Origin of the sequence: Streptomyces sp. P9-A4 (genome assembly GCF_036634195.1) — a bacterium.
In the GTDB taxonomy this organism is placed as follows: domain Bacteria; phylum Actinomycetota; class Actinomycetes; order Streptomycetales; family Streptomycetaceae; genus Streptomyces.
Genome location: NZ_JAZIFY010000001.1, coordinates 1,840,497 through 1,863,068, shown reverse-complemented (window position 1 = coordinate 1,863,068; position 22,572 = coordinate 1,840,497). Strand labels below are relative to the sequence as shown.

Genomic DNA, 22,572 nt, shown 5'->3' with positions numbered 1-22,572 from the left:
CCGTGGGGGATCACATGTTCTCGTCCGTCCGGCGCCGTACCGCCGCCGCGCTCACCGCCTCCGTCCTCGCCGCCGCCGGGGGCGTGGCGGCCGTGGCGACCCCGGCCGCCGCCGTCCACGGCGGCCGCTCCACCACCGTGACGGACCACCCGTACGCCATGCTCATCGAGACCCCGGACGGCACCCAGTTCTGCGGCGGCACCCTGGTCGCGCCCACCAAGGTCCTCACCGCCGCGCACTGCGTGGCCGACGCCGAGGCCCCCCGCGAGCTCCTCGTCATCGGCGGGCGCACCGCCCTGGACAGCCCCAAGGGCACGGTCCGGCACATCGCCTCGATCAAGGTCCACCCCCGGTTCGAGCAGTCCACGCTCACCTACGACGCGGCCGTCCTCACCCTGGACCGGCCCATGCCCTACAAGCCGCTGCCGGTCGCGGGACCGAAGGACAAGGCGCTCTACGCCTCCGGCACCAAGGCGACGACCACCGGCTGGGGCCGTACCGGCCGCGACAGCCTCGCCACCCGCCTCAAGGCCGCCGAGCTCCGCCTCGCGCCGCTCAAGAGCTGCGATCCCTTCACCTTCCCCACCGACAGCGGCGCGCTGAAGGTCTGCGGGGTCGCGGCCCCCGGCACCCGCGACAGCGTCTGCAAGGGTGACTCCGGCGGCCCGCTGACCGCCGGGGGCAAGCTCATCGGTGTCGTCTCCACCGGCAACAAGTACTGCGACGACCAGTTCCCGGTCTCCGTCTTCACCCGGGTCAGCGCGGTCGCGAAGGACCTGGGCCTGACGGTGTCCTGAGCCGGCGGCCCAGGACACCGTCGGACGTTCAGACCAGTACGCCCGCGAGCAGCGCGGCCGTCAGCGCCGCGCCCTCCGTCGTCAGCACCGACTCGGGGTGGAACTGCACACCCGCGAAGCCCGGCCCGCGCAGCGCGTGCACCTCGCCGGTCTCCGCGTCCCGGCTCACCTCGATCCGGTGCAGCGCCAGCTCCGTCGCCGTCCGGTCGTCGCAGCGGGCGGTGAAGCTGTTGTAGAAGCCGACCGTCCGCTCCTGTCCGAAGAGGTCGATCCGCAGCTGGGCCCCCTGGAACGGGGTCCGCTTGCGGACGATCTCCAGGCCCAGTTCGGCGGCGATCAGCTCGTGCCCGAGGCAGACGCCGAGCAGGCCGTGGCGGTGCTCCCGCACCAGCTCGGCCGTCAGACCGCGCAGGAAGCGCATCTTCGGGTCGGCGGCGTCCGAGGGGTCGCCGGGCCCGGGGCCCAGGACCACCGGCCCCTCGTGGGCGAGCGCCAGCTCGCGCAGCCCCGGCTCGTCGTAGCGGAGCACCGACACCTCCAGGCCCGAGGAGCGCAGCACGTGCGCCAGCATCGCCGTGAAGGTGTCCTCGGCGTCGATGACCAGCGCGTGGCCCGACAGTTCGGCCGACCGGGTCTGCATCCGCAGCCAGAACGGCGCGAGGTCCGCCCGGCGCGCGTCCAGGGCGGCCCGTACCCGCGGATCGTCGGCGAGCGCGGCGGCGGACGGCGCCGCCCCGCCGGCCGGGCGGCCCTCCCGGACCCCGAGCGCGGTGAGCACCCCCGCCGCCTTGGCGTGGGTCTCGGCGACCTCGCCCGCCGGATCCGAGTGCCGGACGAGCGTGGCACCGACCGGCACCCGCAGGCCCCCGTCGGGGGCGATGTCGGCGGTACGGATCAGGATGGGGGAGTCCAGGGTCTGGGCGCCGTTCGCGTCGGTGCCGAGGAGGGCGAGGGCCCCGGCGTAGTAGCCGCGCCCGCCCGCTTCGTGACGCTCGATCACCCGGCAGGCGTTCTGCACGGGCGAGCCGGTGACGGTCGCCGCGAACATCGTCTCGCGCAGCACCTCGCGCACGTCCAGGCTGGAGCGTCCCCGCAGCTCGTACTCGGTGTGGGCGAGATGGGCCATCTCCTTGAGCCGCGGTCCGATCACCACCCCGCCCATGTCGCCGACCGTGCACATCATCTTGAGCTCCTCGTCGACCACCATCGACAGCTCCTCGGTCTCCTTGCGGTCGGCGAGGAAGGCGAGCAGGCCGTCGGGGGTCGGGGCGGACCCGGCCGGGTAGCGGTACGTGCCGCTGATCGGGTTCATCACGACGGTCCCGCCCGTCATCCGGACGTGCACCTCGGGGCTGGCCCCGACGAGCGTCCGGTCGCCGGTGTGCACGACGAAGGTCCAGTACGCGCCCCGCTCGCCGCAGAGCAGCCGCCGGAACAGGGCGAGCGCGTCGGCGCGGCCGAATCCGGGGATCTCCCCGGTGTAGGTGCGCCGGATGACGAAGTTGGCGCCCTCGCCCGAGCCGATCTCCTCGTCGATGACCCGCCGCACGATCCCGGCGTACTCCTCGTCACAGACGTCGAAGCCGCCGTCCTCGACGGTCACGTCGTGCGCCGGAAGCTGCGCGAGGGCCTCGGCGAGCGGCAGTTCGTGGGTCTCGTCGGCGACCAGGACGGAGAGGGGGGTGCCGTCGTCGCGGACGTCGAAGCCGCGCTCCCTGATCTGCCGGAAGGGCACCAGGGCGAGCGTCGGCCGGGGGCCGACGGGAAGGTCCGCGAGGCGCTCGGCCTCGTGGACCCGGCCGATCAGGACCTCGACGGTGTCGTGGTCGCGGCCGGGGGTGCGGCGGCGCAGCAGGGCGAAGGGCGGGCAGGAGTCGTCGAGGAGACGGGAGAGGTCCATGGTCCGTCGTTCCTTCCGTCGGTGTGCGGAGAGGAACGGCCCCGGGTACGAGAAAGGCCGCCCTCTCGGGGCGGCCTGTGCGTTCGGTGTACGCGCGATCAGTGGGCCGCCGGGTGAGCGGTCCACCACCAGTTCTGGATCTGAGGCGCGAACATGCGAGCACTGTAGCCCAGCGGGAAGCGGAGCGGGGCCCGGTCCGCACCGTGGACGGTGCGAGCCGGGCCCCGTGAGCCGTTCGACTGCCTTCGGCTACCCGATCGGATCAGAAGATCATGTTGTAGATCTGCCAGCCCGGGCCGACCTGCACACGGGCGGCGAAGGGAGCGGTGGGCTTGCCGGTGCCCTTGTAGAACCACATCGCGCCGCTGGACTCCCGGGCGACGAGGTCGACCTTGCCGTCGGCGTCGAGGTCGCTCGGACCCACCATGCTGTTGTAGGCGCCCCAGCCGCCGCCGACCCTGACGCGGGGTGCGAACGGCGTGGCGGGCTTGCCGGTGCCCTGGTAGTACCAGAGCACGCCGGTGGTGTCGCGGGCGACCATGTCGGCCCTGCCGTCACCGTTCAGGTCACCGGTGCTGATGAGCTGGTTGTACGTCTGCCAGCCACCGCCGACCCGGAGCCGGGTGGCGAACGGGACCGCCGGGTTGCCGGTGCCCTGGTAGTACCAGAGCACGCCCGACTTCTCCCGGGCGATCAGATCCGGCTTGGAGTCGCCGTTCAGGTCGCGGATGCCGAGGATCCGGTCGTAGACCTGCCAGCCGCCACCGGTCCTGAGCCGGGCCTTGAACGGCGAGGCGGGGTTGCCGCTGCCCTGGTAGTACCAGAGCGTGCCGGAGGCCTCACGGGCCACCGCGTCACCGGTGCCGTCGGCGCGCAGCGCGGTCAGGGGAGTGATGGTGTCGTACGCGTTCCAGCCGCCGCCGACGCGGTAGCGGGAGAGGAACGCGCCGGTGCCGTTGCCCTGGTACTGCCACAGGACACCGGAGGTGTCACGGGCGAGCAGGTTGTAGCGGTTGTTCGTGGCGACGGGGGCGGCGCCGGCCGCCTCCTCGATGTCGCTCTGCTTCACCCAGGTGATCTTGTGGTGGAAGCGGATCGGCACGAACATCGTGCTGCCGACGACGTTCCGCTGGGCGGAGCCGAACCAGTCGTCGCCCTTCACCGCGGGGCCGGCCTTCACGTAGGCCTGGCCGGCGGCGAAGGTGAACTTCGTCAGGAAGGCGTTCTCGTCGCCCGGGGCGGCGAGGCCGGCGGCCGTGTAGGCGGCGGTGTCGGGGAAGGCGCGGCCGAAGACGTTGGTCGAGTTCAGCCCGGCCTTGACCTTGACGGTCGTGGCGCCGCTCACGGGCACGGTGTACTGGCCGCCCGGGTTGTAGAACCAGGCCTTCTGGCCCGCGTACCAGATCGCGGTCCAGTCGGTCCGGGACTCGGCGACCACGTACGAGCCGCCCGCGCGGACCTTGTTGCCGTAGTTGGAACCCTCGGACCACAGCGAGGTGAAGTACGGGTCCTTCAGCGTCGTCGCGCTCGTCGACGGCGAGGTGTAGAGGTAGCCGAAGTTGGCCGGACGCGGGGTGGCGGTGGTGGTGCCCGTGGTCAGCTTCGGCTGGTTGGCCGTGGTGAACGGCGGCACCACGCGGACCACCTGGCCGGCCCGGAGCAGACCGCCGGCGCCCTTGTCGCCCTGCGGGGCGCCCAGGAGGGACATGTAGTAGTTCCAGTCCCAGTACGGGCCCGCGTCCCAGTGGAGGCTCGCGACCCGGTTGTCGGTCTGGAGCGCCACCTCGTCGTGCCCGATGATGTGCTCGCGGTCGATCGGGACGCCGTACTTGCTCGCCAGGAACTTCACCAGCTCGGCGGAGGAGCGGTACTGGGGCTCGGTGAACCAGCTCCCCTCCTTCATGGCGAAGCCCTCGTGCTCCACGCCGATGGCGTGCATGTTGAGCGTCCAGTTGCCCGCGTGCCACGCCAGCTGCTTGTTCTCCAGCATCTGGGTGACCTGGCCGTCCTGGGCCCGGATCAGGTAGTGCGCGCTGCCCGCGCCCTTCGGGTCGGTCAGCGTGTCCAGCGAGCCCTGGTAGGGGCCCTCGGTGTCGTGGATGACGATCTGCCGGATGTCGACGCCCTGGTTGGGGCGGTCGGCGGGCGTGTAGTTGCGCGCGCCGCCCGGGTCCGTGCGGACCGGCACGAAGGAGCAGTTCAGACTCGTCGGGCACTCGGGGGTCGGGGTCGCCGTCGTGGCGGCGAAGGTGGCCGCCAGCGGGACGTTCGAGGGCTTGACCGGCTCGGCCGACGGGTCGGCCGGCAGCGCGACCTGCTCGCCGTCCAGGGTGAGCGCCCGCTCGCCCTTCTTGATCGACGCGAAGACGCGCTTCGCGAAGAGGTCGGCGCCCTTCCGCTCCGGGGACTGGCTGTACCGGGCCACGGCCGGGTACCAGTCGCCCGGGTCGTCGGACAGCTCGGCGCCGGCCTGCTTCTGGTAGTCGGCGAGCAGCGCGGCACCGGCGCGGATGGAGGCCGCGGTGTCGTTCTGCACGGTCTCCGTGGAGCTGTCGATCAGCTCCGCACCCTTGTCCAGGGTGTGCAGCCGCGGGTCGTCGGTGTCGACGACGGCCTTCTCCAGGATGCGGCGGACCAGCGCGCGGTCGAACTTCTTCTCGATCTCCGGGCGCCCGGAGCCGTTGAAGTGGTCGATCTGCTCGTCCGTGACCTTCTGGGCCACGTCGTCCGGGTCGACCTTCGTCAGACCCATGACGTTGTACGCGCCGGTGGTGCTGGGCTCCCCGTCGTGCGACTCCCAGCGGGTCTGCTGGTACGACACCGCCATCAGCACGCTCTGCGGCACGTCGAACTCGCGCGCCGCGTTTGCGAACTGCGACTGGAGGGAAGCGTCACTCGCGGACGCCTTGTCGCCCGCCGCGCCGAGGAGGCCCGGTGAGGCGACCGCGATGGTGCCGATCGTGGCGGTGGCGACGACAGCCGCCGCCGCTCCGTACAAGAGTCGTCTCTTCTTGCGGTCCCTGCGGTGCCTCTGGGTCACGCCCACCCCTGTGGTTCGACTGTTGTGTTGTGAAACGGGCCAGAGGGTAACACCACTCGATGGCATGAAGATCGGCGGGGGACATACCGGGCGCGCGTCTCAGTCACTGGGCAGACGGACAGGACTGGACGAAGAACCCCGTAATGTGGTGCACGTGACCGTGAACGCTGATTCCCACGCCGTCGCCGAGGCGACCTGGCGAGACCTGCCCGCGGCGCAGCAGCCCGAGTACCCCGATGCCGAGGCTCTGCGCGATGTGATCGCGGACCTCGAGTCGTATCCTCCGCTCGTCTTCGCCGGCGAGTGCGACCAGCTGCGCGCCCGGATGGGAGCCGTCGCCCGTGGCGAGGCGTTCCTGCTCCAGGGCGGCGACTGCGCCGAGGCCTTCGACGCCGTGTCCGCCGACCACATCAGGGCCAAGCTCAAGACGCTGCTCCAGATGAGCGCCGTCCTCACCTACGCGGCCTCCGTGCCCGTGGTGAAGGTCGGCCGCATCGCCGGCCAGTACTCGAAGCCCCGCTCCAAGGGCACCGAGACCCGTGACGGCGTGACCCTGCCGACCTACCGGGGCGACTCGGTCAACGGCTTCGGCTTCGACGAGAAGTCCCGCATCCCGGACCCCGAGCGCCTGAAGCGGATGTACAACGCGTCCGCCTCCACGCTCAACCTGGTGCGCGCCTTCACCACCGGCGGCTACGCCGACCTGCGCCAGGTGCACGCCTGGAACCAGGACTTCGTGAAGTCGTCCCCCTCGGGCCAGCGCTACGAGGCGCTCGCCCGCGAGATCGACAACGCGCTGAACTTCATGAAGGCCTGCGGCACCGACCCGGCCGAGTTCAAGGCCGTCGAGTTCTACGCCTCCCACGAGGCGCTGCTGCTCGACTACGAGGGCGCCCTCACCCGTACGGACTCGCGCACCGGCAAGCTGTACGACACCTCCGGCCACATGGTCTGGATCGGTGAGCGCACCCGCCAGCTCGATCACGCCCACATCGAGTTCGCCTCGCGCATCGCGAACCCGATCGGCATCAAGCTGGGCCCGACCACCTCGGTGGACGAGGCGCTGACGTACATCGACCGTCTCGACCCGGACCGCGAGCCGGGCCGGCTGACCTTCATCGTCCGCATGGGCGCCGACAAGGTCCGCGACAAGCTCCCCGAGCTGGTCGAGAAGGTCACCGCCTCCGGTGCCGCCGTCGTCTGGGTCACCGACCCGATGCACGGCAACACCTTCGAGGCCGCCTCCGGCCACAAGACCCGCCGCTTCGACGACGTGCTCGACGAGGTCAAGGGCTTCTTCGAGGTCCACAAGGCGCTCGGCACCCACCCGGGCGGCATCCACGTCGAGCTCACCGGTGACGACGTCACCGAGTGCGTGGGCGGCGGCGACGAGATCTTCGTCGACGACCTGCACCAGCGCTACGAGACGGCCTGCGACCCGCGTCTCAACCGCAGCCAGTCCCTGGACCTGGCGTTCCTGGTGGCGGAGATGTACCGCGATCAGTAAGTGGATACCTACGACGATGGGGCGCGGATCCATGTGATCCGCGCCCCATCGTCGTATCCGGCCTTTTGCGGCCCCCGCCGTGCCGGGTAAGGTTAGGTTAGCCTTATCGATCACGGCGGGAGGTGAACCGCGTTGTACGTCTGCTCGTGCTTCGGCGTGACGGAGAAGCAGGTCAAGGACCATGCGGACGCGGGCGCCTGCACGCCCCGCCAGATCGCCTCGGCCTGCAAGGCCGGTACGGACTGCGGATCCTGCGTCCGTCGCATTCAGGCCATTCTCGGACGCGGCAACTGCCCGCGCCGCGAACTTCTGGACCAGGGGATGCCCGCCCTGACGCCGGAGGCCGTCGAACTGCCGGAAGCCGCTTAGCCCCGGCCGCCCGGCCGGTGCCGGCTCGGCCCGTCCGCTCGATCAGTCCGTCCGCACGATCAGCTGGGCTGCTCGATCAGGGTCGAGATGTACAGCGCCTCGCCCAGGGACTCGATCAGCCCCAGCTGGGTGTCCAGGTAGTCGATGTGGTGCTCCTCGTCGGCGAGGATCTCCTCGAAGAGGTTGGCGGACGTGACGTCCCCCTTGGCGCGCATGACCTCGATCCCGCGCCGCAGCCGGTCGATCGCCTCCACCTCGACCTGGCGGTCCGCCTGGAACATCTCGGTGAGGGTCTGGCCGACCCGTACATGGAAGAGTCGCTGGTAGTTGGGCAGGCCGTCGAGCATCAGGATGCGCTCGGTCAGCTTGTCCGCGTGCTTCATCTCGTCGATGGACTCTTCGCGGGTGTACTTGGCGAGCTTCGTCCAGCCCTTGTCGTCCTGGATGCGGTAGTGCAGCCAGTACTGGTTGATGGCCGTCAGCTCGCCGGTCAGCTGCTCGTTGAGAAACTCGAGGACCTCGGGGTCGCCCTGCATCGCAGAGGCTCCTTCCACGTTCCGTGTCTATGCCGTCACCGGGCGGGATGGCCGCATCCTCGCACCCCGAATGGGGGGCGTCCAGTAAGTGCAGGCTTAGTGGGAGTTGCCCGAATCGTGATGCCCGGAAGGTAGCCTGGTCATGACCACCCCTCGCGGTCTGTCACCATGGATGACATGGGTCAGCCGGAGAGCGGAGTACACCGGGAAGCGGGTCAGCCGGATCGTTCGCCGGACCTTCCGCCGGGTCAGCGGCTCCAGCGCGGCTGGCCGGTCACCCACTACGGGCCCGTCCCCAAGTTCAAGCCGGACCGCTGGGAGTTCCGCGTCTTCGGCGCGACGGCCGACGGTGACAAGCGCTGCTGGAACCACGAGGAGTTCACGGCCCTCCCCTTCTCCACGGTCGTGGCCGATCTGCACTGCGTCACGAAATTCAGCATGCTCGGCGCCGAGTGGGGTGGCGTGACCGCCCGCACGGTCCTCGACCTCGCCCCGCCCGCGCCCTCGGTGACCCATGTGATGGTCTGGGCCGAGTACGGCTACAGCGCCAACATGCGGCTCGCCGACTTCGCCGCCGACGGCACGATCTTCGCCACCCACAAGGACGGGGAGCTGCTCACCGCCGAGCACGGCTTCCCGCTGCGTCTCGTCGTCCCGCACCTGTACGCCTGGAAGGGGCCCAAGTGGGTCCGGGGCGTGGAGTACATGGCCGCCGACCGCCGGGGTTTCTGGGAGGAGCGCGGCTACCACAACCTCGGTGACCCGTGGGCGGAGCAGCGGTACTCGTACCAGGAGGAACCGGGCGACGGCCCGGAGCTGTAGCGCTCCGGGCCGTGCGTCGAGGTCGTCGTTCGGTGGCGGTCGGGTCGTTCGGTCGTCGTTCGGGCCGTTCAGTGGTGGTACTGGTGGACCACCGCGTGGCCCTTGCCGCGGCCGATCATCCACTTGTTGACCGGGGTGGTGATCACGAAGGCGGCGGCGAGCGCGATGGCGAGCACGATCCAGAAGAGCGGCTCGTCCAGGTGCGCGTCCATGGCGCCGGGCCAGAGCGCGATGACGCCGTTGTCGATGATCTCCATGACCGCGATGGAGAGGGTGTCGGCGGCCAGCGCGACCTTGAAGGCCGTCCTGAAGTCGACGCCGGCGGCCAGGATGCCGCGCAGGGTGAGCGCGTAGCCGAAGAAGAAGGCCAGGACGATCGCGAGGATCATCGTCTGCATGTTGCTCCAGCCGAGCGCGGTGCCGATCATCATGCCGAGGATCTCGCCGATGGCGCAGCCGGTGAGGCAGTGCAGCGTGGCCTTCGCGGCCATGGACCAGGAGACCTTGCCGGGGGCGTGGTGGGCGCCGTGGTGCTCGTGTGCCGCCGAGTGGCCGGCGTGCTCCTCGCGCCCCACCATGTGACCGGTGTGGTCCGCGTGGCTGGTGTGCTCCGCGTGACCCGTGTGGTCGGTGGTGTCGGTGCCGTGTTCGTGACGGGCGTGCGCGTCGTGCTGCATCGGGTGCCCCCAAGGTCGGGTAGCGGTTCCTGCCGTTAGAGGAACCGTATACCCCCCTGGGGTATTCCTCAACGCGAAATCGGGGTCAGCCCCTCAGCTTCTTGAGCAGCTCCACGTCCGCGAGGTGCCCCGCCTTGCCGCCGGGAGTCTCGATGATCAGCGGGACGCCGTCGGTCGCCGGGTGCCGGAGCAGGTTCCGGAAGCCGTCCTCGCCGATGTGGCCCGCGCCGATGTTCGCGTGCCGGTCCTTGCGCGCGCCGACGACGTCCTGCGAGTCGTTGGCGTGGATCAGTTTCAGCCGTCCCTCGCCCACGGTCTCCACCAGCTGGTCGAGCGTCTGCGCGGCGCCGTGCGGGCCGGTCAGATCGTGGCCCGCGGCGAAGATGTGGCAGGTGTCCAGACAGATCCCCAGCTTCGGGTGCCGGTCGAGGGCGTCGAAGTACGGGCCGAAGTCCTCCGCGCGCGAGCAGAGCGAGAAGCCCTGGCCCGCCGTCGACTCGAGGAGCAGGAACGGGTCGTCGTCGTGCGTCAGCTCGTCGAGCAGCGGCAGCAGCAGCTCCCTGACCTGCGCGAGCGCCACCGCGCGCGTGCGGCCCCCGGTCGCCGAGCCGGTGTGCACCACCACGCCCTTCGCGCCGATCTCCCGGCCGCGCCGCAGCGAGTGCCGCATCGACTCCACCGACTTCTCGGCGGTGGCCTCGGTGTGGGAGCCGAAGTTGATCAGATACGGGGCGTGCACCCAGGCCGAGATCGACTCGGCCTCGCACTCGGCCCGGAACCGCTCGTCCTGGGCCGCACTGCCGGCCGGGGTCGCCCAGCCGCGCGGATTGGCGACGAAGACCTGCACGGTCTCCGCGCCCAGCTCACGGGCGTAACCGAGGCCGACGGTGGCGAGGCCACCCGCCACCGGGACGTGGCCGCCGACGGGATTGCGCATCAGTTCCTAAAGCCCCTTGATCGTGATCGTGACGGTGGAGCCCTCGGGCGCGGTGGAGCCGCCCTCCACGGACTGGCCCGAGACCGTGTCGCCGAGGTAGGGGAAGGACTTCTTGACCTCCACCTCGAAGCCCGCGTCCTCCAGCGCCGTACGCGCCTCGTCGGTCGAACTGTCGGTGACGTCCGGGACCGGGACCAGCTTCGGGCCCTTGGAGACGGTCAGGGTGATCGTGTCGCCCTCGGCGGCCCGGCTGCCCTCGGCGAGGGACTGGGCCGCGACGGCACCGGCGTCCTCGGGCGAGTTGACCCGCTCCGGGGCGACCCGGACGGTGAGCCCGGCCTCCTGGAGCGTCGCGGTGGCGGCCTCGACCGTCTCACCCGTCACGTCCGGCACATCGATCGGCGAGCCCTTGCTGACCACCAGGGCCACGGCCGAGTCGGGCGCGCGCTCGGTGCCGGGCTCCGGGTCGGAGCCGATCACGGAGCCCTGGTCGACGGTCTCGCTGAAGGAGCTGGTGATCACCCCGACGGCCAGGCCCTGCTGCTCAAGGGTGCGCCGGGCCTCGGCGAGCGGCTTGTTCCTGAGGTTGGGCACCTTCACGGTCTCCGGGCCCCGGGAGAGGGTCAGGGTGACCCTGCCGCTGCCCCGGAGGCGCTCGCCGGGGGCCGGGTCGACGGCCATGACGGTGCCGCGCTCGTACACCTCGCTGAACGCGCGCTTCGTCGTGCCGACCTCGAGGCCGGCATCGGTGATCCGCTTCGTCGCGACGGCCTCGGTCTGGCCGAGCACGGCGGGGACACGGGTGAACTGGCCGGAATTGATGTACCAGACACCGGTGCCCAGGCCGAGGGCGAGCAGTACGCCGACGACGAGGAGGAGTGGGCCGCGCGGCGGCCGGCGGCGACGGGCGGTCGCCGGGGGCGGCTCCGGCACCGGCATCCGGTTGGTGTGCAGCACTTCCTGGGCGTCCGCCTCGGCCGGTACGGCCCGGGCGATCACACTGGTCCGGTCCTCGGTGGTGCTCCGGTCCTCGGACCGCGCCTGCGGGGGTACGGCGTCCAGCTGGGCGTCGCCGAGCCGGGAGCGGGCCTCGCGGACCAGGCCGAGCAGGGCCACGGCGTCGTACGGGCGGACGTCGGGGTTGCGGGCGGTGGCCGCCGCGACCAGCTCGTCCAGCTCCAGGGCGAGCCCGGGGACGGTGGCGGAGGGGGCGGGCACATCCATGTGGAGGTGCTGGTAGAGCACCTGCGCGGGGGTGTCGCCGGAGTGCGGCTTGCCGCCGGTCAGCATCTCGTACAGGACGACGCCGCAGGCGTACACATCGGCGCGGGTGTCGGCGGTGCCGTGCTCGATCTGCTCCGGCGCCAGGTAGGAGACGGTCCCGAGGACCGAGCCGGTGGTGGCGGTCGCCGAGCCCACCGCCCGTACGAGACCGAAGTCGGCGACCTTCACCCGGCCGTCGTCCCCTATCAGGACGTTCTCCGGCTTCATGTCCCGGTGGACGAACCCGGCCCGGTGCGCGGCGCCGAGCGCGGCGAGCACCGGCTCCAGGATGTCCAGCGCGGCCCGGGGCGCGAGGGCCCCGCGCTCGCGCAGCACGTCCCGCAGCGTGCAGCCGGCGACGTACTCCATGGCCAGGTACACGTACGCGCCCTCGGCGCCCTGGTCGAAGACCCCGACCACATTGGGGTGGGAGAGCCGGGCGACGGACTTCGCCTCGCGGATGAACCGCTCGACGAAGGCGGCGTCGGTCGCGAGCGCCGGGTGCATCACCTTGAGCGCGAGGACGCGGTCGAGGCGGGTGTCGACGGCCCGGTAGACCGTGGCCATCCCGCCGACGGCGATGCGCGCGTCGACGCGGTAGCGGCCGTCGAGCAGCCGCCCGACGAGGGGGTCCTGAAGGGTCGTGTCCACGGCGTCGAGTCTACGAGCCGTGGACCCGGCCCCCGCGCGGATGCCCCGGTACTGCAGCGCAGCTGTGACGAGCGCCGCACCGGCACCGTACGGGCGCCGCAGCGGGGGCCGTACGGGCCCGGCGGGCCGGCGGCCCTCCGGATCAGAACGCCGGGCGTTCCGGGTCCAGGGCGGCGCGGCCCGCCACCGGCGAGGACGCCTCGGCGAAGTGGCGGCGGGGGATGCGGCCCGCCCGGTGGGCCAGCCGGCCCGCCTCGACCGCGTGCCGCATCGCCGCGGCCATCAGGACCGGCTCCTGTGCCCGGGTCACCGCCGAGGCCAGCATCACCGCCGCGCACCCCAGCTCCATCGCGAGCGCCGCGTCCGAGGCCGTGCCCGCGCCCGCGTCGAGGATCACCGGCACCCCGGCCCGCTCCGCGATCAGCTGGAAGTTGTGCGGGTTGCGGATGCCGAGGCCGGAGCCGATGGGGGAGCCGAGCGGCATGATCGCCGCGCACCCCGCGTCCTCCAGCTTGCGCGCGAGGACCGGGTCGTCATTGGTGTAGGGGAGCACGGTGAAACCGTCGTCGACCAGGGTCTCGGCGGCGGCGAGGAGTTCCTCCCCGTCGGGGAGGAGGGTCCGCTCGTCGGCGACGACCTCCAGCTTGATCCAGTCGGTGCCGAGCGCCTCCCGGGCCAGCCGGGCCGTGAGGACGGCCTCGCCCGCCGTGTAGCAGCCCGCCGTGTTCGGCAGGACCCGGATGCCGAGCCGGTCCAGGACGGAGAGGACCGAGCCCTGGACGGTCGGGTCCAGGCGCCGCATCGCGACCGTGGTCAGCTCCGTGCCGCTGGCGATCAGCGAGCGTTCGAGCACGTCGAGGCTGGGCGCCCCGCCGGTGCCCATGATCAGGCGGGACGAGAACTCCGTCCCCCCGAGGGCGAACACGTCGTCGGACATCACGCTCAGCCCCCCTGCACCGCGGTGAGGACCTCGACCCGGTCGCCCTCGCCGAGCGGCGTCGCCGCCCACTCGCCGCGCGGCACCACCGTCTCGTTGAGGGCGGCGGCGACCCCGGAGCGGGCCGTGGTCAGGGTGGCGACGAGGTCGTCGAGGGAGAGGGGGCCGGAGAGCACGCGGGCTTCCCCGTTCACGGACACGTTCATGCGGGCTGCTCCTGACGTACGGGAGGAGTGGAGGAGAAACGGCGGGGGGTGAAGGGGCGCGCCTCGTCGGGGAGGGCGCCCGTGGTGAGCACCTCGGCCATGACGTCGCCGGTGACGGGGGTGAGCAGCACCCCGTTGCGGTAGTGGCCGGTGGCCAGGTGCAGGCCGGGCAGGGCGGTGGGGCCGAGCAGCGGCGCGTTGTCGGGGGAGCCGGGGCGCAGGCCCGCCAGGGTCTCGGTGAGCGGCAGCTCGGTGATGCCGGGGACCAGCTCGTGGGCGTCGCGGAGCAGCTCGTACACCCCGCCGGCGGTGACCGTGGTGTCCCAGCCGAGTTCCTCGCTGGTGGCGCCGACGACCAGTTCGCCGTTCTCGCGGGGCACCAGATAGACGTGGCTGCCGCGGACGACGGCCCGGACGGTACGGGAGAGGAAGGGGGCGTACGGGGCGGGCACCCGCAGCCGCAGCACCTGGCCCTTCACCGGGCGGACCGGCGGAAGCACCTCGGGCGGCACGCCCGCGAGGCGCCCGCTCAGGCTGCCCGCGGCGAGCACGACCTGGTCGGCGGTCAGCTCCCGGCCGCCGTCGAGCACGACACCGCGCGCCCGGTCCCGTACCACCGTCAGGCTCCGCGCGAGGGCGCGGTGGAAGACCACCCCGGCGCGTTCGCAGGCGACGAGGAGTGCGGCGGCGAGCCGGCGCGGGTCGACCTGGTGGTCGCCGTCCACCCGCAGTCCGCCGCGCACCCCCGGGGCGAGCATCGGTTCGAGGCGGCGGCAGTCGCGGCCGCTGAGCCACTCCGAGGTGAGCCCGCAGCGGGTCTGGAGGGCGTGGAGTTCGCGCAGGTGGGCCCGGTCGTCGGCGTCGAGGGCGACGGCGAGGGTGCCGCAGGCGCGGTAGCCGACGTCGTGGCCGGTCGCCTCCCGGAGCTCGGCGACGAACGCCGGATACCGGGCGGCGGAGGCGAGGTTGAGCCCGAGCAGGGTCTCCTCGCCGTAGTGGAGTTCGGTGACGGCGGCGAGCATCCCGGCCGCGACCCGTGCGGCGCCGCCGCCGGGGCCGGGGTCGACGACGGCGGTGCGCAGCCCGCGCCGCGCGGCCCGCCAGGCCGTGACGAGGCCGATGACGCCGCCGCCGACGACGAGGACGTCGGACGGCCGGTCATCCGGCGCGCGGGCATCGGTCGCACGGGCATCGGACACATGGACATCTGGCGTGTGCGGTGCGTGGACCTCGGAAGAACGCATGGGCGTCCAGCCCCTCCCTTCGCCGGCATGACCCGGATCAGGTTCGTACGGTCGGAGGCCGTCCCAGCCTCCCTCTCAGCCCGGTGCGTCCGGGCTCCCGCGAGTGCTTTACGCCCGCCAGACTAACCGCAGGCCCGGTGCGGTCCCAGGCCCCACCCTTCCTGACGGTCCGTCAGATGCGTAAGGTGGTCGGGTGAGCGAGCAGAAGCAGCCCCAGCAGCATGTCGTGATCGTCGGCGCCGGGATGGCGGGCGTCCAGACCGCCGTCGCCCTGCGCGAACAGGGCTTCACCGGCCCCGTGACCCTCATCGGGGCCGAACCCCACCAGCCCTACGACCGGCCCCCGCTCTCCAAGGCCGTCCTCCTCGGCAAGGCCGAGGACTCCGCCTTCGACATCGACTTCGATGACCTCCGCGTCGACCTCCGCCTCGGCCTCGACGTCACCGGACTGCGCGCCGCCGACCACGAGATCGACACCGAGGCCGGGCCCGTCGGCTACGACACCCTGGTCGTCGCCACCGGCGCCCACCCCGTCACGCTGCCCGGCAGCGAGGGCGTCCCCGGGGTCCATCTGCTGCGCACCCTCGACGACGCCGTGCGCCTCGGACCCGTCCTGGAGCGCCGCCACGACGTCGTGGTGGTCGGCGCCGGATGGATCGGCGCCGAGTTCGCCACCGCCGCGCGCGCCGCCGGCTGCGCCGTCACCGTCGTCGAGGCCGCAGGCCGCCCCCTCGCGGGCGCCCTGCCCGCCGAGGTCACCGCCCCGATGGCCGAGTGGTACGGGGCGAACGGCGCCGAACTCCTCACCCACGCGCGCGTGGCCGCCGTCGAACCCGGCCGGGTCGTCCTCGACGACGGCCGCGAGCTGCCCGCCGACGCCGTCGTCGTCGGCATCGGCGCCCGCCCCGCCACCGGCTGGCTGGCCGGCTCCGGCATCGCCCTCGACCCGAGCGGCGCGGTCACCGCCGACGCGCGGCTGCGCACTTCCCTGCCCGATGTGTACGCCGTCGGCGACTGCGCCTCCTTCCCCTCCGCCCGCTACGGGGAACGGCTCCTGGTCCACCACTGGGACAACGCCCTCCAGGGCCCCCGCACGGTCGCCGAGGCGATCACCGGCGCCGGCGACGCCCCCTACGACCCCGTCCCGTACTTCTGGTCCGAGCAGTTCGGCCGCTTCGTCCAGTACGCCGGACACCACGCCCACGCGGACGAGCTGCTCTGGCGCGGGGACCCGGCGGACGAGGCCTGGTCCGTGCTCTGGCTGCGGGCCGGGGTGCCGGTCGCCCTGCTCGCCGTCGGCCGCCCGCGCGATCTGGCCCAGGGCCGCAAGCTCATCGAGACGGCCACCGCCGTCGATCCCGCCCGCGCGGCGGACCCCTCCGTACCCCTGAAGGCGGCCGTCCGGTAGGGCCCGACTACCGGCTGTCGGTCCGGGATGGCAGGCTTGTCCCGTGACCGAGATTGACGTAAAGATCGATGCGCTCGTCCCCGCCTGGCTCTACGTGCCCGACATCGCGGAGATGCTCGATGTCGAGGTGACGCGCGTGCGGCAGCTGATCAAGGAAGGTCAGCTCATCGCCGTGCGCCGCGGCGAGAACAACGCCCTGCAGATCCCCGCCGCCTTCATCCAGGGCGACAAGATCGTCAAGGGGCTCGTCGGGCTCCTGACCGTGCTGCGGGACGACGGCTTCACCGACGAGGAGATGCTGGAGTGGCTCTTCACTCCGGACGAGAGCCTGCCGGGCACGCCCGCGCAGGCGCTCAACGAGAACCGTGGCACGGAGGTGAAGCGCCGCGCCCAGGCGCTCGCCCTCTGACGCCCGCACGCACCGAAGACACCAGCAGCGGGTGTCGCGGCGACCGGCCCCGGACGGGCCGGCCGCCGCGGCACCGGCGACACCGACGGGGGGAACCCACCCATGCCCACGCCTCGTGAGCAGCTCGCCGACGCCCGGCTCTACCTCTGCACCGACGCCCGGAAGCGCCAGGGCGACCTGCCCGCCTTCCTCGACGCCGTGCTCTCCTCCGGCGTCGACATCGTGCAGCTCCGCGACAAGGGCATGGAGGCCGGCGAGGAGCTGGAGCACCTGGCCGTCCTCGCCGACGCCGCCCGCCGCCACGGCAAGCTCCTCGCGGTGAACGACCGGGCCGACGTCGCCCACGCCATCGGCTCCGACGTGCTCCACCTCGGGCAGGGCGACCTGCCCGTGCCCGCCGCCCGCGCGATCCTCGGCGAGGAGGTCCTGATCGGCCGCTCCTGCCACGCCGAGAGCGAGGCCGCCGCGGCCGCCGTCGAACCGGGCGTCGACTACTTCTGCACCGGGCCCTGCTGGCCCACCCCCACCAAGCCGGGGCGGTACGCGCCGGGGCTCGACCTCGTGCGGTACGCGGCCGGCCTGGCCCAGGACCGGCCCTGGTTCGCCATCGGCGGCATCGACGAGACCAACCTCGATCAGGTCCTGGACGCCGGAGCGCGCCGGATCGTGGTCGTCCGGGCGATCACCGAGGCCGACGACCCGGCCGCGGCGACGGCCGCGCTCGCCAAGCGGGTGCGGGAGCGCGCCGGAGCGTAGCGCCCGCGCGCGCGAAGGCGCACGGGCGGGAGCGGGTCCGTTCGGGAGGCCCTCGCCGAACGGCGATGTGTCCGAAAAGGTGTCCATCACTCGGACACCGATGACGCCGCTCGCCGGAGCCCGTCTAACCTGCCCGTATGGCCCTTGGTACCGCTTCCGTCCGCTCGGACCGCGCCCGCACGGTCCGCGAGATCCTCGCTTCCGGCGGCACGTCGTACTCCTTCGAGTTCTACGCGCCCCGGACCGAGAAGGGCGAGCAGGTCCTCTGGAACGCGATGCGCCGGGTCGAGGCCGTCGGGCCGAGCTTCGTCTCCGTGACCTACGGGGCGGGCGGCACCACCCGCCGCGGCACCGTGAAGGCGACCCAGAAGATCGCCTCCGACACCACGCTCACCCCGGTCGCCCACCTCACCGCCGTCGACCACTCGGTCGCCGAGCTGCGCAACGTCCTCGGCCAGTACGCCGACGCCGGCATCCGCAACATGCTCGCGCTCCGCGGCGACCCGGCGGGCGACCCGCTGGGCGAGTGGGTCGAGCACCCCGAGGGCGTGAAGTACGCCGCCGACCTGGTCCGGCTGATCAAGGAGTCCGGCGACTTCTGCGTGGGCGTCGCCGCCTTCCCCGAGATGCACCCCCGGTCCGCCGACTGGGACTCGGACATCCGGCACTTCGTGGACAAGTGCCGTGCGGGCGCCGACTACGCGATCACCCAGATGTTCTTCGACCCGGAGGCCTATCTGCGGCTCCGCGACAGCGTCGCCAAGGCGGGCTGCGAGACCCCGATCATCCCCGAGGTCATGCCCGTCGTGAACGTGAAGACCCTCGACCGGCTGCCCCAGTTGAGCAACGCCGCGTTCCCCCCGGACGTGAAAGACCGCATCCTCGCCGTCAAGGACGATCCCGCCGCTGTACGCTCCATCGGTATCGAGTTCGCGACGGAGTTCTGCGCGCGGCTGCTCTCCGAGGGTGTCCCCGGACTGCACTTCATCACGCTGAACAGCTCCACCGCGACGCTCGAGATCTACGAGAATCTCGGACTGCACCAGCAGTCGTGACCGGTCGTACCCGCCCCGACCCGCGGCGGTGACCGTGGAGAGGGGCGGCGGGGCATGGGGTGGACGGTCCTCTACATCGCGTTCGGCGTGGTTGCGCTGTGGTTGCTGGGGGAGGTGCTCCTCCAGTACAAGGCACGGCTGCGTTGGCGACTACTCGCCTTCACCGGTTTCCTCGGCGTGGTCCTCGGCGTGCTGCTGCCCTCGGTGGCGGTGATCGTCGCCGGGGCGGTCGCCTTCGCCGTCGGCCAGACCTATGTGACGCTCTCCTTCCGCCGCGGCTTCTCCACCGGCTGGGCGATCGGCGGCAGCCCGGGCGCCAGCCGCCGGCGGCGCTCGGGCGCTCCGGCGCAGGCCGGGCCCACCCTTGAGGTCACCGAGCTGTCCTACGAGGGCGAGGAGTCCCCGTTCCCCGGTCCGGGCGAACCGGTCGCCGCCGAGACCACCGCGGTCTACGAGCCCCTGCCGCTGCCCGAGGACACCGGCCAGTACGGGGTCTACGGCGGCGGGCACGACACGGGCCACGACGCCGGTCACGGTGCCGCCGCCCACAGCACCGGCTACACGACGGGGTACGCGACCCCGGGCCACGACCCGTACGCGCCGGCGTACGACCAGCAGCAGCCGGCCTACGGCTACGACACCGCGGGGCAGCAGCAGTACGCCGCCTACTCCGACCCGTACATCGGTCCGGGGACCGACGCCCAGCAGTACGGCACGTACTACGGCGACTCCTACGCCCCCTCGTACACCTACGACACGCCGCCCGGCGGGGTCTGGGTGCCGCAGCAGCGCGACACCGACCAGCCCGTCCAGCCGCAGCAGCCGCAGCAGCCCCAGCAGCAGGGTCCCGAGCAGTACGGCTGGGAGCCGCACCCGGACGACCAGCAGCAGTACCGGTACTGAGCGACCGTCGGGGGCCCACCGGCCCCCGACCCCACCCCGACGTCCGCCCCCCCGGCAGCCCCTACTGGGAGCCGCGGAAGTCCGTTCCCTCCACGATCAGTCCGGCCACCAGCGCGCCCGACATGCCCGCGTGGGCGAGACCGCCGCCCGGGTGCGACCAGCCGCCCGCGAACCAGAGCCCCGGCAGCGGCGAGCGGTTGTCGGCGGGCAGCAGCAGTCCCCGGGCCCCGGCCAGCGCCGGACCGGGCACCTCGGCCGCGCCGGTGTCCCGCCGTACGTCCTCAGGGGTGCGGACGTGCCGCCACAGCAGACGCTCCGCGAGACCCGGGACCGCGAGCCCGGCGGCCTCGACCATCCGGTCGGCGAAGGACTCCCAGTCCTGCCCGGGGGAGGTCCGCACGGTCGCCGTGACCGTCACCGACTCGTACGCACCGTCCGGGTGCAGCGCCGGGTCGTCCGGCCGAAGGACGGTCACCGTCGGCCGCCCGCCGTCCGCGTGCACGACCGCGCGGTGGACCGCGTCCGCCTCCCTGGGCCCGCGCAGGGCCAGACAGACCGTCACCCGGCCCGTCCGGACGGCCTGGTAGCGCGGCCGGTCGTCGCCGTGGCCCCACTCGACGACATGGTCCTGGTAGAGGGCGGGCACCGGGGCGCCCGAGACGACATGGTCGGCCTCGACCGTCTCCCCTCCGGCGAGCCGGACGCCCACGGCGCGGCCGTCCTTCTCCAGGACGTCCTCCACGGGCGAGTCGAAGACGAACTCGACCCGGCGCTTCCGGCACCGCTCGTACACCGCGTCGGCCAGCGCCCGCAGCCCCCCGCCCACGTACCAGCTGCCGAAGGTCTGCTCCATGTACGGCAGGACGGCGGCCGAGGCCGGGGCGGTGGCCGGGTCGAAGCCGTACGACCAGGCGTACGCGTCGAGCAGGGCGATGAGCCGCGGGTCGCGCAGCTCCCGCGCGCCGATCTGCGCGAGCGTGGTCGTCGGGCGGCGCAGCAGACCGGTCTTCAGAGCCGGGTAGGGGTCGGCGACCGGTGGCGCGGGGTCCTTCGGCTGCGGCTCCTCCAGGAGTGGGCGCCGGGTGCGGTCCCAGGCCTCGCGGGCCCGTGTCAGGAAGGCACCCCAGCGCTCGCCCGCGCCCGCGCCGAGCGCCGCGTCCAGGGCGGCGACCGTGCCGGCCCGGGAGGCGTTCGGCAGGTCCACGCGGGTGCCGTCGGCGAAGACGTGACGGGCCGCCGGGTCGACCTGCGTCAGTGTGACGCGGTCCTCCAGGGGCTCCTTGCCGGTCTTCACGAACAGATCCCGGTAGACGGCGGGCAGGTGCAGCAGCCCCGGGCCCGTGTCGAAGGCGAACCCGTCCCGCTCGAACCGGCCGACCGCGCCGCCGTACGTCGCGGTCCGCTCGTACACCGTCACCCGGTGGCCCGCGACGGCCAGCCGGGCCGCCGCCGACATGGCGCCGAGTCCCGCGCCGATCACCACAATCCGTGCCATGCCAGCGACCCTATCCGGCGTCTCCGACAGCCCCGGACGGGCCCGGGGCGCACGGCGGGATCAGAAGTGCTCCGAGCCGTCCCCGTCCCGGCTCCCGGCCGGCGGCCGGTCCCGGACGCGGGCCCCCACGTCCACGACCCGCCGCTCCTCGCGGCGCTGGGACCTGCGGCGCAGGAAGCGCCGGATCCGCTGGGCGAGGAAGACCAGTATCGCCAGACCGAGGGCGAGCAGGACGGCCGCGACGACCGCCGCCGCCACCGGGTGGAAGACCGCGAAGGTGACGATCGCCGCCACCCCGAGGTCCTCCGCCAGGCTCAGCGCGACATTGGAGAACGGTTCCGGCGAGGTGTTGACCGCCATCCTCGTCCCGGCCTTCACGAAGTGGCTGAGCAAGGCCGTCGAACCGCCGACCGCGCCCGCCGCCAGCTCCGGCAGCGAACCGTTCTGCCCGGCGAGCAGGGCCCCGACCACGGCGCCCGCGATCGGCCGGATCACGGTGTGGACGGAGTCCCATATCGAGTCGACGTACGGGATCTTGTCCGCCACCGCCTCGCAGAGGAACAGCACGCCGGCGACGACGAGGACATCGGTGCGCTGCAAGGACTCGGGCACCTCGTCGGTGAGCCCGGTCGCGCCGAAGACGCCGAACAGCAGGACCACCGCGTACGCGTTGATCCCGCTCGCCCAGCCGCTGGTGAACACCAGGGGGAGTACGGACACGTCGGCGATCGTAACCAGCACTGAGTATCCGTACCTAGGGGGCGAGATGAGTAGGTGCGCGGATGGGCGCGGCACCGCCCAGGCGGAAGAGTGGAGTCCACGGAAGGGGCGCGGCTCCGGGCACCGCGGACACGGGGCCGCGGAACCGGGGACCGCGCGCCTGCCGCTACGGGCACGGGGGTGCCACGGGGGAGTACGGAGACGTACGGCGCTGTACGGAGAAGGCCGGTGCGGCGGGGCTCGGGGGGATCGAGCCTCGTCGCACCGGCCTTCTCCGTGCGTGTCCCTCGTCGGCCCTGTCGGCCGGTACCGCTCGCTACCGGCCGCCCACCCGGCCGTGCAGCAGCCGGGAGAGCGCCGCGTGCACGTCGTCGAGCGAACGCTCGCTCTGGAAGGCCTGCCAGTCGAGCGCCGCCACGAGCACCATGCCGACCAGTGCCGCCGCCGTCAGCTGGACGTCGATCTCGTCGCTCAGCTCACCGGCCTCGACCCCGTCGCGCAGCACCCCCTCGACCACCGCGACGGCCTCCTCGCGGACCACCAGGAGCGTCGAGTTCCAGGCCCGGTTGGTGCGCCACAGCTCGGCCACGTACAGCTGGGTGAAGGCCGGGTAGCGGTCGATGAAGACGAGACCCGCCCGGATCATCGCGTCCAGCGCGTCGACCCGGCTCCCGCCGCGCTCGGCGGTCTCCTCGGCCGCCGAGCGCAGCGAGGCCGCGAGCAGCGACACCCCGTGGCGCAGCAACTCCTCGAACAGCTCGGTCTTGCTCTTGAAGTTGTAGTAGACCGTGCCCTTGGCCACGCCGGCCCGCTCGGCGATCTCGTCGACGGTCGTCGCGGAGAAGCCCTGCTCCGCGATGAGGGTGACCGCCGCTTCGTAGAGCTTCGCGCGCGTGGCCTGGCGTCGGGTGCTGCTGCTGTCCATGGGCTCGATTCTCAC

Annotated in this window: 22 protein-coding genes and 1 riboswitch; of the genes, 9 read left to right on the top strand and 13 right to left on the bottom strand. The window is 72.6% G+C overall.

All coding sequences use genetic code 11. The features are described from left to right. Nucleotides 1-14 precede the first annotated feature (14 nt). Nucleotides 15-797, top strand: coding sequence for a S1 family peptidase (locus V4Y03_RS08360; RefSeq protein ID WP_332434506.1), 783 nt, complete (start codon nt 15-17; stop codon nt 795-797). Between the two features lie 28 nt (nt 798-825). Here V4Y03_RS08360 and V4Y03_RS08355 read toward each other — a convergent pair whose 3' ends face one another. From V4Y03_RS08355 to V4Y03_RS08350, 3 genes are all read right to left on the bottom strand, one after another. Then, a complete protein-coding gene (locus V4Y03_RS08355) occupies nt 826-2,697 on the bottom strand; it encodes an anthranilate synthase family protein (protein WP_332434505.1) in 1,872 nt (623 codons plus the stop codon). Between the two features lie 98 nt (nt 2,698-2,795). Continuing rightward, nucleotides 2,796-2,852: a trp operon leader peptide gene (locus V4Y03_RS33875; RefSeq protein WP_071892416.1), complete on the bottom strand. Its 57-nt coding sequence runs from the start codon at nt 2,850-2,852 to the stop codon at nt 2,796-2,798. Between the two features lie 107 nt (nt 2,853-2,959). Continuing rightward, nucleotides 2,960-5,737, bottom strand: a complete 2,778-nt coding sequence (locus tag V4Y03_RS08350; RefSeq protein WP_332434504.1) for an N-acetylmuramoyl-L-alanine amidase — start codon at nt 5,735-5,737, stop codon at nt 2,960-2,962. Between the two features lie 154 nt (nt 5,738-5,891). Here V4Y03_RS08350 and V4Y03_RS08345 point away from each other — a divergent pair, with 154 nt between their 5' ends. Together V4Y03_RS08345 and V4Y03_RS08340 are read left to right on the top strand one after the other, a co-directional pair. Continuing rightward, nucleotides 5,892-7,244, top strand: a complete 1,353-nt coding sequence (locus V4Y03_RS08345) for a class II 3-deoxy-7-phosphoheptulonate synthase (RefSeq protein ID WP_317876748.1) — start codon at nt 5,892-5,894, stop codon at nt 7,242-7,244. A gap of 132 nt (nt 7,245-7,376) precedes the next feature. Continuing rightward, complete coding sequence (locus V4Y03_RS08340; RefSeq protein ID WP_317876747.1) at nt 7,377-7,613, top strand: (2Fe-2S)-binding protein; 237 nt, start codon at nt 7,377-7,379, stop codon at nt 7,611-7,613. Nucleotides 7,614-7,672: 59 nt separating this feature from the next. Here the strand turns inward: V4Y03_RS08340 and bfr are convergent, their stop codons facing one another. Next, complete coding sequence (bfr, locus tag V4Y03_RS08335) at nt 7,673-8,149, bottom strand: bacterioferritin (RefSeq protein WP_332434503.1); 477 nt, start codon at nt 8,147-8,149, stop codon at nt 7,673-7,675. A gap of 177 nt (nt 8,150-8,326) precedes the next feature. On the opposite strand from bfr, the gene V4Y03_RS08330 reads away from it, so the two are divergent. Beyond that, entirely contained in the window at nt 8,327-8,971 is a 645-nt protein-coding gene (locus tag V4Y03_RS08330; RefSeq protein ID WP_332434502.1) for a sulfite oxidase-like oxidoreductase, read from the top strand. A gap of 68 nt (nt 8,972-9,039) precedes the next feature. On the opposite strand, the gene V4Y03_RS08325 is transcribed toward V4Y03_RS08330, so the two are convergent. The 6 genes from V4Y03_RS08325 to thiO all read right to left on the bottom strand — a co-directional run bounded on the left by V4Y03_RS08325 (nt 9,040) and on the right by thiO (nt 14,886). Next, a complete protein-coding gene (locus V4Y03_RS08325) occupies nt 9,040-9,648 on the bottom strand; it encodes a DUF4396 domain-containing protein (RefSeq protein WP_332434501.1) in 609 nt (202 codons plus the stop codon). A gap of 85 nt (nt 9,649-9,733) precedes the next feature. Further along, entirely contained in the window at nt 9,734-10,585 is an 852-nt protein-coding gene (locus V4Y03_RS08320; protein ID WP_332434500.1) for a deoxyribonuclease IV, read from the bottom strand. 6 nt (nt 10,586-10,591) lie between these two features. Beyond that, nucleotides 10,592-12,499 carry a Stk1 family PASTA domain-containing Ser/Thr kinase gene (gene pknB, locus V4Y03_RS08315; protein WP_332434499.1) on the bottom strand — a complete coding sequence of 636 codons (1,908 nt, stop codon included), beginning with the start codon at nt 12,497-12,499 and terminating at the stop codon, nt 10,592-10,594. 142 nt (nt 12,500-12,641) lie between these two features. After that, nucleotides 12,642-13,436 (bottom strand): thiazole synthase, encoded by a 795-nt coding sequence (locus V4Y03_RS08310; RefSeq protein ID WP_332434498.1) that lies wholly within the window; start codon nt 13,434-13,436, stop codon nt 12,642-12,644. A 5-nt stretch (nt 13,437-13,441) separates the two neighbouring features. After that, complete coding sequence (gene thiS, locus V4Y03_RS08305) at nt 13,442-13,642, bottom strand: sulfur carrier protein ThiS (protein ID WP_317879006.1); 201 nt, start codon at nt 13,640-13,642, stop codon at nt 13,442-13,444. Beyond that, complete coding sequence (thiO, locus tag V4Y03_RS08300) at nt 13,639-14,886, bottom strand: glycine oxidase ThiO (RefSeq protein WP_443079760.1); 1,248 nt, start codon at nt 14,884-14,886, stop codon at nt 13,639-13,641. Before thiO ends, thiS begins: the two co-directional genes overlap by 4 nt. Continuing rightward, a riboswitch (TPP riboswitch) is annotated at nt 14,884-14,997 on the bottom strand. Its footprint overlaps the gene before it by 3 nt. Before the next feature lie 82 nt (nt 14,998-15,079). On the opposite strand from thiO, the gene V4Y03_RS08295 reads away from it, so the two are divergent. The 5 genes from V4Y03_RS08295 (at nt 15,080) to V4Y03_RS08275 (ending at nt 19,417) form a co-directional block, all read left to right on the top strand. Continuing rightward, nucleotides 15,080-16,294, top strand: coding sequence for an NAD(P)/FAD-dependent oxidoreductase (locus V4Y03_RS08295; protein WP_332434496.1), 1,215 nt, complete (start codon nt 15,080-15,082; stop codon nt 16,292-16,294). A gap of 43 nt (nt 16,295-16,337) precedes the next feature. Next, nucleotides 16,338-16,703 (top strand): Rv2175c family DNA-binding protein, encoded by a 366-nt coding sequence (locus V4Y03_RS08290; RefSeq protein WP_030219572.1) that lies wholly within the window; start codon nt 16,338-16,340, stop codon nt 16,701-16,703. Between the two features lie 102 nt (nt 16,704-16,805). Then, nucleotides 16,806-17,459, top strand: a complete 654-nt coding sequence (thiE, locus tag V4Y03_RS08285; protein WP_317877063.1) for a thiamine phosphate synthase — start codon at nt 16,806-16,808, stop codon at nt 17,457-17,459. A 137-nt stretch (nt 17,460-17,596) separates the two neighbouring features. Continuing rightward, entirely contained in the window at nt 17,597-18,514 is a 918-nt protein-coding gene (gene metF, locus V4Y03_RS08280) for a methylenetetrahydrofolate reductase [NAD(P)H] (protein ID WP_317877064.1), read from the top strand. A gap of 54 nt (nt 18,515-18,568) precedes the next feature. Then, nucleotides 18,569-19,417: a hypothetical protein gene (locus tag V4Y03_RS08275; RefSeq protein WP_332434495.1), complete on the top strand. Its 849-nt coding sequence runs from the start codon at nt 18,569-18,571 to the stop codon at nt 19,415-19,417. Between the two features lie 61 nt (nt 19,418-19,478). Here the strand turns inward: V4Y03_RS08275 and V4Y03_RS08270 are convergent, their stop codons facing one another. The 3 genes from V4Y03_RS08270 to V4Y03_RS08260 all read right to left on the bottom strand — a co-directional run bounded on the left by V4Y03_RS08270 (nt 19,479) and on the right by V4Y03_RS08260 (nt 22,557). Continuing rightward, on the bottom strand, nt 19,479-20,912 hold the full coding sequence (locus V4Y03_RS08270; protein ID WP_332434494.1) for a phytoene desaturase family protein: 1,434 nt from the start codon (nt 20,910-20,912) through the stop codon (nt 19,479-19,481). Nucleotides 20,913-20,972: 60 nt separating this feature from the next. Further along, entirely contained in the window at nt 20,973-21,632 is a 660-nt protein-coding gene (locus V4Y03_RS08265; protein WP_317878203.1) for a DUF4126 domain-containing protein, read from the bottom strand. A 316-nt stretch (nt 21,633-21,948) separates the two neighbouring features. After that, entirely contained in the window at nt 21,949-22,557 is a 609-nt protein-coding gene (locus V4Y03_RS08260) for a TetR/AcrR family transcriptional regulator (RefSeq protein ID WP_317878202.1), read from the bottom strand. Nucleotides 22,558-22,572: the final 15 nt, after the last annotated feature.

Bases quoted from the DNA above. Each gene is read 5' to 3' on its own strand.
- V4Y03_RS08360 (WP_332434506.1), top strand. From the start codon at position 15: ATGTTCTCGTCCGTCCGGCGCCGTACCGCCGCCGCGCTCACCGCCTCC.
- V4Y03_RS08355 (WP_332434505.1), bottom strand. From the start codon at position 2,697: ATGGACCTCTCCCGTCTCCTCGACGACTCCTGCCCGCCCTTCGCCCTG.
- bfr (WP_332434503.1), bottom strand. From the start codon at position 8,149: ATGCAGGGCGACCCCGAGGTCCTCGAGTTTCTCAACGAGCAGCTGACC.
- V4Y03_RS08330 (WP_332434502.1), top strand. From the start codon at position 8,327: ATGGGTCAGCCGGAGAGCGGAGTACACCGGGAAGCGGGTCAGCCGGAT.
- V4Y03_RS08325 (WP_332434501.1), bottom strand. From the start codon at position 9,648: ATGCAGCACGACGCGCACGCCCGTCACGAACACGGCACCGACACCACC.
- V4Y03_RS08320 (WP_332434500.1), bottom strand. From the start codon at position 10,585: ATGCGCAATCCCGTCGGCGGCCACGTCCCGGTGGCGGGTGGCCTCGCC.
- V4Y03_RS08310 (WP_332434498.1), bottom strand. From the start codon at position 13,436: ATGTCCGACGACGTGTTCGCCCTCGGGGGGACGGAGTTCTCGTCCCGC.
- thiS (WP_317879006.1), bottom strand. From the start codon at position 13,642: ATGAACGTGTCCGTGAACGGGGAAGCCCGCGTGCTCTCCGGCCCCCTC.
- thiO (WP_443079760.1), bottom strand. From the start codon at position 14,886: ATGCGTTCTTCCGAGGTCCACGCACCGCACACGCCAGATGTCCATGTG.
- thiE (WP_317877063.1), top strand. From the start codon at position 16,806: ATGCCCACGCCTCGTGAGCAGCTCGCCGACGCCCGGCTCTACCTCTGC.
- metF (WP_317877064.1), top strand. From the start codon at position 17,597: ATGGCCCTTGGTACCGCTTCCGTCCGCTCGGACCGCGCCCGCACGGTC.
- V4Y03_RS08275 (WP_332434495.1), top strand. From the start codon at position 18,569: ATGGGGTGGACGGTCCTCTACATCGCGTTCGGCGTGGTTGCGCTGTGG.
- V4Y03_RS08270 (WP_332434494.1), bottom strand. From the start codon at position 20,912: ATGGCACGGATTGTGGTGATCGGCGCGGGACTCGGCGCCATGTCGGCG.
- V4Y03_RS08260 (WP_317878202.1), bottom strand. From the start codon at position 22,557: ATGGACAGCAGCAGCACCCGACGCCAGGCCACGCGCGCGAAGCTCTAC.